The sequence below is a fragment of the Xylanivirga thermophila genome (assembly GCF_004138105.1).
GTDB classification, from domain to species: domain Bacteria; phylum Bacillota; class Clostridia; order Caldicoprobacterales; family Xylanivirgaceae; genus Xylanivirga; species Xylanivirga thermophila.
Window position 1 is genome coordinate 26,386 of sequence record NZ_RXHQ01000029.1, and the last position, 8,127, is coordinate 34,512.

10 protein-coding genes are annotated in these 8,127 nt (G+C 35.9%); 9 read left to right on the plus strand and 1 reads right to left on the minus strand.

Annotated elements, in window-relative coordinates:
* The first annotated feature begins 390 nt into the window (after positions 1-390).
* The 9 genes from rpmH (at position 391) to noc (ending at position 7,604) form a co-directional block, all read left to right on the plus strand.
* Positions 391-525, plus strand: coding sequence for a 50S ribosomal protein L34 (gene rpmH, locus EJN67_RS11310; RefSeq protein ID WP_129724418.1), 135 nt, complete (start codon positions 391-393; stop codon positions 523-525).
* A 53-nt stretch (positions 526-578) separates the two neighbouring features.
* Positions 579-914 carry a ribonuclease P protein component gene (gene rnpA, locus EJN67_RS11315; protein ID WP_129724419.1) on the plus strand — a complete coding sequence of 112 codons (336 nt, stop codon included), beginning with the start codon at positions 579-581 and terminating at the stop codon, positions 912-914.
* The gene (yidD, locus tag EJN67_RS11320) at positions 911-1,120 is read left to right on the plus strand and encodes a membrane protein insertion efficiency factor YidD (protein WP_129724420.1); all 210 of its coding nucleotides are present in this window, start codon (positions 911-913) and stop codon (positions 1,118-1,120) included. The genes rnpA and yidD overlap by 4 nt, the downstream gene beginning before the upstream one ends.
* A gap of 20 nt (positions 1,121-1,140) precedes the next feature.
* A complete protein-coding gene (locus EJN67_RS11325; protein ID WP_207208018.1) occupies positions 1,141-1,944 on the plus strand; it encodes a YidC/Oxa1 family membrane protein insertase in 804 nt (267 codons plus the stop codon).
* Positions 1,941-2,558: an RNA-binding cell elongation regulator Jag/EloR gene (jag, locus tag EJN67_RS11330; protein ID WP_129724421.1), complete on the plus strand. Its 618-nt coding sequence runs from the start codon at positions 1,941-1,943 to the stop codon at positions 2,556-2,558. The genes EJN67_RS11325 and jag overlap by 4 nt, the downstream gene beginning before the upstream one ends.
* 57 nt (positions 2,559-2,615) lie before the next feature.
* Positions 2,616-4,001 carry a tRNA uridine-5-carboxymethylaminomethyl(34) synthesis GTPase MnmE gene (gene mnmE / locus EJN67_RS11335; protein ID WP_129724422.1) on the plus strand — a complete coding sequence of 462 codons (1,386 nt, stop codon included), beginning with the start codon at positions 2,616-2,618 and terminating at the stop codon, positions 3,999-4,001.
* Positions 4,002-4,009: 8 nt separating this feature from the next.
* Positions 4,010-5,896, plus strand: coding sequence for a tRNA uridine-5-carboxymethylaminomethyl(34) synthesis enzyme MnmG (mnmG, locus tag EJN67_RS11340; RefSeq protein ID WP_129724423.1), 1,887 nt, complete (start codon positions 4,010-4,012; stop codon positions 5,894-5,896).
* A complete protein-coding gene (rsmG, locus tag EJN67_RS11345) occupies positions 5,889-6,605 on the plus strand; it encodes a 16S rRNA (guanine(527)-N(7))-methyltransferase RsmG (RefSeq protein WP_129724424.1) in 717 nt (238 codons plus the stop codon). The genes mnmG and rsmG overlap by 8 nt, the downstream gene beginning before the upstream one ends.
* 159 nt (positions 6,606-6,764) lie before the next feature.
* Positions 6,765-7,604, plus strand: coding sequence for a nucleoid occlusion protein (gene noc, locus EJN67_RS11350; protein WP_129724425.1), 840 nt, complete (start codon positions 6,765-6,767; stop codon positions 7,602-7,604).
* Positions 7,605-7,617: 13 nt separating this feature from the next.
* On the opposite strand, the gene EJN67_RS11355 is transcribed toward noc, so the two are convergent.
* The gene (locus EJN67_RS11355; protein WP_129724426.1) at positions 7,618-7,887 is read right to left on the minus strand and encodes a TMEM165/GDT1 family protein; all 270 of its coding nucleotides are present in this window, start codon (positions 7,885-7,887) and stop codon (positions 7,618-7,620) included.
* Positions 7,888-8,127: the final 240 nt, after the last annotated feature.

Consider the following 8,127-nt stretch of genomic DNA (forward strand, 5'->3'; position numbering starts at 1 on the left):
AACCTCCTAAAAAATAGCTGACATTTGATATTGTTGCCACTTTATACAATTTAAAACTTAAAAATATGGATAAAATATTCACAGTTAAAGAAAAATTAATCTACATTATCAACAGTGGATAAGACCGTTTACAGTGGCAATCTTAAAGTAGTACTTGAAGTTATACACAGAGTTATCCACAGTTTGTGTATAACTCTAAATTTTTTCCTACTATATTATAATAGATAAGTTATCAACAGTAAATATATAATATCAAATAATCTGTGGATAATCAATGCAAAACCATTGATTTTCTTGACAGTGGATAACATTTTCGCTTATAATACTATAGTAATGAAAAGGGTGTGAATAATTTTTTTCATATATAGAATAATTGAAAGGAGGGCCATCATGTTAAGGACATATCAGCCTAATAATAGAAAAAGAAAAAAGGACCATGGCTTTAGAAATAGAATGAGTACAAAGAGTGGTAGAATGGTCATAAAAAGAAGAAGGAAAAAGGGTAGAAAAGTATTGACAGCATAAGGCCGCTTCTTAAGTGGCCTTTTCTACCATTGTTATAGCCTGGAGGTAGGTGAGTGGATAAAAAATATAAATTGACCAAAAATGCAGAATTTGCACGCCTTTATAAGAGGGGCAAGGCTGTATCAAACAAGGTATTAGTACTTGTATATGGGAAGAATAGATTGGGATACAGTAGAGTAGGTTTTTCTGTAAATAAAAAGTTTGGAAATGCAGTGCAGAGAAATAGGATAAAAAGACAATTGAGAGAGATATATAGATTGAATTGCGAATCGGTAAGATCTGGATTTGATATGGTGTTTATAGTGAGAAAAAATGCACATGGAGCTGATTATTGGACGCTTGAGGAAGGTTTGTTAGAATTAATAAAGAGGGCTCGATTGTTAAAATGAAAAAGTTTTTTATATTTTTAATAAAATTTTACCAAAGGGCAATTTCTCCTGGATTACCAAGGAACTGTAGATTTTATCCTACTTGTTCCCAATATGCAATTGAGGCCATAGAGAAGTATGGCGCAACTAAAGGACTGTGGTTGGCTATGAAAAGAATATCAAAATGTCACCCATTCAACCCTGGTGGGTACGATCCTTTACAATAAAATATGGGGGTAACGATTATATGAATTTTACCATACTAATGTTGAATATGATGTTAAAAGGTGCACAGAGCTCTAAAGGCGGTTTTTGGGCTGGATTTGTAGGGTTTTTAAGCAGTATATTAGAAGGAATATACCATATAATTCCCAATTATGGAGTAGCAGTTATAATTTTTACAGTATTAATAAGATTGGTACTTTTGCCATTGGATTTGAAATCTAAAAAATCCATGCAAAAGATGAATGAAATACAGCCTGAAGTAGATAAAATAAACCAAAAATACAAAAATGATCCGGAAAAGCGCAACAAGAAGACTATGGAACTTTACCAAAAAAACAAGATAAATCCTGCTGGAGGTTGTTTGCCAGTACTTATACAATTTCCCATATTAATTGCGATGTTTTCAGCATTAAGGCGCATTTCAGACGCACAGATTGCACAAAATGCAGTACAGAGTTTTCTTTGGATAAAGAATATATGGGCTCCGGATTCTCCAATGGTAGATATATTTGGAAAAAGAATAGCTTTTTTTACAGGAAATTGGAATGGTCTTTTTATATTGCCATTGTTAGCAGGGATAACATCATATTATCAAATACAACTTACCAATAAGCAAAATACCAACGCACAAGCTAATGAGCAAATGGGTATGATGAATACTATAATGCCCATTATGTCCATATGGTTTTGTTCCATGTACACTTCCGCATTTAGCTTATATTGGGTTGCGTCCAATATTTTTCAGATAGTCTACATGATTATTTATGATAGAAAAAATAATAAGGAAAAAGAAAACACAGTGGTGAAAGAGGGTGCCAATAAGTGAGAAGTGTAGAAGCGACGGGCAAATCGGTTGATGAAGCCATTCTTATGGCAGTTGCCCAGCTAGGTGTTCAGCGTGATATGTTGGATATTGAAGTTTTGGAGGAACCTACTAAAGGAGTATTAGGGATTTTTGGCAGAAAGGATGCTAGAATTTGTGCCACTGTAAAAAGAACAGCAGCAGATTTTTGTAAGGATTTCTTAAATGGATTATTGGATAATATGAATATAGAAGCTAATATAAGTACTAGGGAAACGGATCGGGAAATATATATAGAGATTACAGGCGAAGATATGGGAATTTTGATTGGATATAGGGGAGAAACACTAGATGCACTTCAATATTTAGTAAGTTTGGCAGTAAATAAGGAAATCAAGGAATATAAGAGAATAGTATTGGATACAGAGGGTTATAGAAACAAACGGGAAGAAACACTCAAAAGGCTTGCCAAAAAATTAGCCTATAAGGTTCAGAAGAGTAAAAAGGATATAGTACTGGAACCTATGAATCCCTATGAAAGGCGCATAATACATTCGACTTTGCAGAATCATCCATATATAACAACATACAGTCAAGGTGATGAACCGTATAGAAGAGTGGTAATAGCATTAAAATAGGAATGATAAACCCAGTAGCGATACTGGGTTTAAATATATAAAAAAGGTGATAGGATCATGTATGACGATGCTCAGACTATTGTAGCAATAGCCACACCTCCAGGAGAGGGTGGAATAGGCATAGTAAGGATGAGTGGAAATTTGGCCCTGCCCATTATAAAAGAGATTTTTAGGACGGCTTCGGGTAAAAAGTGTATAGATATAAAAAATAGATATTTTTATTATGGACATATAGTGGATAAACGGGGCGAAATAATAGATGAAGTGCTCATGGTATGTATGATGGCCCCAGGTTCCTATACAAGGGAAGATGTGGTGGAGATACACTGTCATGGTGGGATGATACCACTTACCCAAATATTGAGATTAACAATAGATAATGGCGCTCGCCTGGCCCAGCCAGGGGAGTTTACAAAGCGTGCCTTTTTAAATGGCAGGTTGGACCTTGCGCAGGCTGAAGCTGTTATGGATCTCATATCTGCAAAATCTGATCAAGCTGCAAAGGCTTCCTTAAACCAGATGGAAGGAGTATTGTCAAAACGCATTCAGGAGATAAGATCTAACATTTTAGATATATTGGCACATATAGAGGCAAGTATAGATTATCCAGAGGAAGATATTGATGATGTATTGTCCACACAACTAAGGGAAGAATTATCCGAAACAAACAATGATATACAAAACCTTTTAGACGGTGCTAAGTCTGGTAAGCTCATAAGACAAGGTATAAGCACTGTGATAGTAGGGAAACCGAATGTTGGAAAGTCATCCCTTTTGAATGCCATGGTAAGGCAAAACCGGGCGATAGTTACTGATATTCCAGGTACTACTCGGGATATAATAGAAGATTATATAACAATTCGCGGTATCCTTGTAAAATTAATAGATACTGCAGGAATTCGTGAAACAGAAGATGTGGTGGAAAAAATAGGGGTGGAGAGATCCCGTGAGAGTATAGAAATGGCAGACCTTGTTATATTGATGTTTGATGCTTCTGTTCCATTGGAGCAAGGGGATATGGATATACTACGATATGTCAAGGATAAAAATGTGTTGGTACTGGTGAATAAGATAGATAAACCTATAATGATTGATGTGGAGTATATAAAAAAGGCATTGCCAGGGCATACCATAATAGAAACATCCCTCTCTAGTGGTGAAGGTATAGATAAAATAGAGGAATATATATACAATATGGTGTTTTCAGGGCAAATTACTGCCAATGATGAGATTTTTGTAACAAATGTGCGTCACGAGGAATCCTTATTTGATTCTAAAAAGCATATATTAGATGCAATTGATGCAATTGACAAAGGTGTACCCCTTGATCTTGTATCCATAGATATAAGGGAAGCATGGGAAAAATTAGGTTTTATTACCGGGGAAACCATATCTGAAGATTTAATTGATAGAATTTTTTCTAAATTCTGCTTAGGAAAGTAGGAATGTATATGGAGTTTTATGCAGGCGAATATGATGTAGTGGTTATAGGTGCTGGACATGCTGGGTGCGAAGCTGCCCTAGCGGCAGCCAGATTAGGATATAGGGTGGCTGTTTTTGCCATATCTCTAGATTCTGTAGCTATGATGGCTTGTAACCCTTCAATAGGTGGTACTTCCAAGGGCCATTTAGTAAGGGAGATTGATGCATTAGGTGGACAGATGGGTCTTAATATAGATGAAACTTTTATACAGATACGCATGCTAAATACTGGTAAAGGGCCTGCAGTACATTCACTAAGGGCACAAGCGGATAAAAAACGCTATCAGGCAGTTATGAAGCAAACCCTGGAACGTCAGAATAATCTTCATTTGATGCAGGGTGAAGTTGTGGAGATACGTACCAAGGGTGACAGGGTAGATGGGGTGCTTTTAAGCACAGGCCAGTATTATACCTGTCGGACAGTTATAGCGGCTACAGGAGTATATTTAAAATCCCGAATATTCATTGGAGAATTTTCACAAAATAGTGGACCGTCAGGACTATTTCCTGCAAATGGTCTATCACGATCATTGATGGAGTTAGGTTTTAATCTTTTGAGGTTTAAGACAGGAACTCCCGCCAGGGTGAATAAAAACAGCTTGGATTTTTCGAAGATGGCAGAGCAGCCCGGAGATGAGATAATAATCCCCTTTTCATTTACGCATGATACCCTTGAGAGGGAACAGGTGCCATGTTGGCTGACCTACACAAATGAGAATACCCATGAAATAATACGGGAGAATCTCCATAGATCACCTTTATACGGTGGTATGATAGAGGGGGTAGGACCTAGGTATTGCCCTTCAATAGAAGACAAGGTGGTTAGGTTTAAGGACAAGAAGACCCATCAGATATTCATAGAACCAGAAGGGCTTGATACGGATGAGATGTATGTGCAGGGTTTATCGTCGAGTTTACCGGTGGATGTCCAGATGAAATTGTATAAAACTGTACCGGGGCTTGAAAATGTGCAGATAATGAGGCCGGCATATGCAATAGAATATGATTGTATACAGTCTACGCAGTTAAAATTATCCTTGGAGAGTAGACATATCAACGGGTTGTTTTTTGCCGGGCAGATAAACGGTAGTTCGGGATACGAAGAGGCAGCAGCCCAAGGGTTGATTGCAGGAATAAATGCAGTACAATATATAAAGGGTGAGCCACCGGTGATACTTCATAGATCTGAGGCTTATGCAGGGGTTTTAATTGATGACTTAGTAACAAAGGGCACCAATGAGCCATATAGGATGATGACATCCAGGGCAGAGTATAGGCTGCTTTTAAGGCAAGATAATGCAGATATGCGCCTAACTGAAATAGGTCATAATATAGGGCTTATAGACGATAAAAGGTATTCTACCTATATGAAAAAACAGGAGAATATACAAAAAGAAATAGATAGACTAAAGGGTGTAGTATTCGGGCCTACAGAAGAAGTATTAAATTATTTAGATAAAAAAGGTAGCTCTCTAATAAAGAGTGGTATAACTGCTTTTGACCTATTAAAAAGGCCGGAAATTATCTATAGAGATATAGAGTATCTAGATCCTAATGTACCTAGTCTGTTGAGACAGGAAAAGGAAGAGGTACAGGTACAGATAAAATATGAAGGATATATAAAAAAGCAATTAAGGCAGGCTGAACAGTTCAAAAAAATGGAAAATAGGTTTTTGCCAGATAATATAGATTATGCAAATATCAAAGGGCTTAGGATAGAGGCACAGCAAAAGCTGAATAAAATAAAGCCCCATTCAGTAGGACAGGCCTCCCGTATATCTGGGGTATCTCCGGCAGATATATCCGTTTTGCTTATATATTTGGAAAAGATGAAAAGGGGAAATGTAAATGACTGATATGTCGCTACTTGTAAATGGTCTTGATAGATGGAACATCCATATGGATATGGAGGATATACAAAAATTTGAGAAGTATATGGATATTATGCTCGAATACAACAAAAGGATGAATTTGACGGCGATAACTGATCCAGAAGACATAATAGTTGAACATTTTTTAGATAGTCTTTCAATATTGAATACGGGTATATTATCTAAAAACTCATCTATAATTGATGTGGGAACTGGTGCTGGATTTCCAGGAATACCTATAAAAATAGCCCTTCCAAATACTAAAATGATACTTTTGGATTCACTTAAAAAGCGAGTAGATTTTTTGGATCATATAGTATCTACATTGGAGCTTAAGGAGATAGGGGCAATACATGGGCGTGCAGAAGAGATGGGCCGTATGGTTGAACATAGGGAGATGTACGATATGGCCTTTTCAAGGGCAGTAGCTCCTCTTAATGTACTTTTAGAGTATTGTATACCCTTTGTTAAGGTAGGAGGCTATTTCGTGGCTTATAAAGGTCCTGGGGCATATGAGGAAATTGAAGGAGCACAAAACGCATTAAAGATTTTAGGTGCAGAGGTACAAAGGGTTTTTGATGTGGATTTGCCCTATTCAGAAAAAACACATAAATTAATAATAGTACAAAAAAAGACAAAAACCCCCAAAAGATTTCCAAGAAATCCGGGAAAACCCAAAAAATCTCCATTATAATTGATAAAAACCAATGCTTTTTATTATAAAATGGAGGAAAAGATAGAATAACCGAGCTAATATGTGATACAAAAAAATATTTAAAAAAATCGCCCCAAAAAGAAGGAATTTAAAAATATTTGGAGAAATATATATACATTACTATTTGGAGGCGATACTATGATTTGGTTAAGAGAATTTCAGAATACTGTAAAACCAAAAAAGGTTACTGTTAAAAGGGTAGAAGAGATTCCAGTAGAACAGATAAAGCCCAACCCGTATCAGCCGAGAAAAAGTTTTTCTGAAAAGGGATTGGAGGAATTATCTCAATCTATAAGGGAATATGGAGTTATACAGCCTATTACTGTTAGACGTACCGCCTCAGGGGGATATGAACTCATCGCAGGGGAAAGGAGATTACGGGCTAGTAAAATGGCTAATATGGAATCTATTCCTGCCATAATAATTGACAGCTTTGAAAAGGATTCTGCCATTATTGCCATGATAGAAAATCTTCAAAGGGAAAATCTTCATTATATAGAAGAGGCTAAAGGCTATGCAAGCCTTATAGATGACCATGGTTTTACACAAGAAGCACTGGCTAAAAAATTGGGTAAGAGTCAATCAACTATTGCAAATAAGCTTAGACTTCTAAAATTACCTGATGAAATAAAAGAAATTATTATAAGCAATAATTTAACAGAACGGCATGCTAGGGCCCTTTTGCGCTTACCGGATCAGGAACTTCAACTTAAAGCAGTTCAAACCATAATAAAAAAAGAATTAAACGTTAAGGAATCAGAGGAATTTATCCAGAGAATGATGGATGATATACATAAGACTGAGGAAAAGAACTGTCAAAAAAAGAAGTTTGTAAAAACTCCTGGTGATGTGAGAATTTTTGTAAATACCATAAAGAATGCTGTAAATATGCTAAAAAATTATGGCTTGTCACCTCAGTTTACTCAAATAGACAATGGTGATAGTATAGAGATTACAGTAAAAATCCCAAAAGGCTGAAAAGCCTTTATTTTTATAGCTTCCCAATTATCAGCAGTATGCCTATTATAACGAATGCAATACCAGCTCCTGTTTGTATATAGTTTGCAGGTATTAACTTCGTTAAAAGGTTTCCTAAAATTACTCCCATAAAAGAGGAACAGATAAGGGCAAGACTGGATCCTAAGAATACCGGCCATATATGATTTGACTTAGCCGCCATAAGCATGGTGGCTAATTGAGTTTTATCGCCTAATTCTGCAAGAAATATGAGAATAAAAGTACTAAAAAAAAGTTTTATCATAAAAAAAACCTCCTAATTTATCCATTCAAAAACAAGGCTCTAACATAGTATATTTAATATCCATATAAAATATTATATATAAATTAAAGCTACAATTCATATTATAAATCAATATTGATAGCGTCAATTTACTGTAGGGAAAAGAAGAATAGATAACATCCTGGGATATTTTTACTTAAAGTTACAGTTCCCATATATTCAGATGACTGTTTGGTATTATAGTTTTATCTACACCATTAA

Coding starts and splice junctions, on each gene's coding strand:
- EJN67_RS11325 (WP_207208018.1), top strand. CDS start 1,141: ATGAATTTTACCATACTAATGTTGAATATGATGTTAAAAGGTGCACAG.
- noc (WP_129724425.1), top strand. CDS start 6,765: ATGATTTGGTTAAGAGAATTTCAGAATACTGTAAAACCAAAAAAGGTT.
- rsmG (WP_129724424.1), top strand. CDS start 5,889: ATGACTGATATGTCGCTACTTGTAAATGGTCTTGATAGATGGAACATC.
- yidD (WP_129724420.1), top strand. CDS start 911: ATGAAAAAGTTTTTTATATTTTTAATAAAATTTTACCAAAGGGCAATT.
- rpmH (WP_129724418.1), top strand. CDS start 391: ATGTTAAGGACATATCAGCCTAATAATAGAAAAAGAAAAAAGGACCAT.
- EJN67_RS11355 (WP_129724426.1), bottom strand. CDS start 7,887: ATGATAAAACTTTTTTTTAGTACTTTTATTCTCATATTTCTTGCAGAA.
- mnmG (WP_129724423.1), top strand. CDS start 4,010: ATGGAGTTTTATGCAGGCGAATATGATGTAGTGGTTATAGGTGCTGGA.
- mnmE (WP_129724422.1), top strand. CDS start 2,616: ATGTATGACGATGCTCAGACTATTGTAGCAATAGCCACACCTCCAGGA.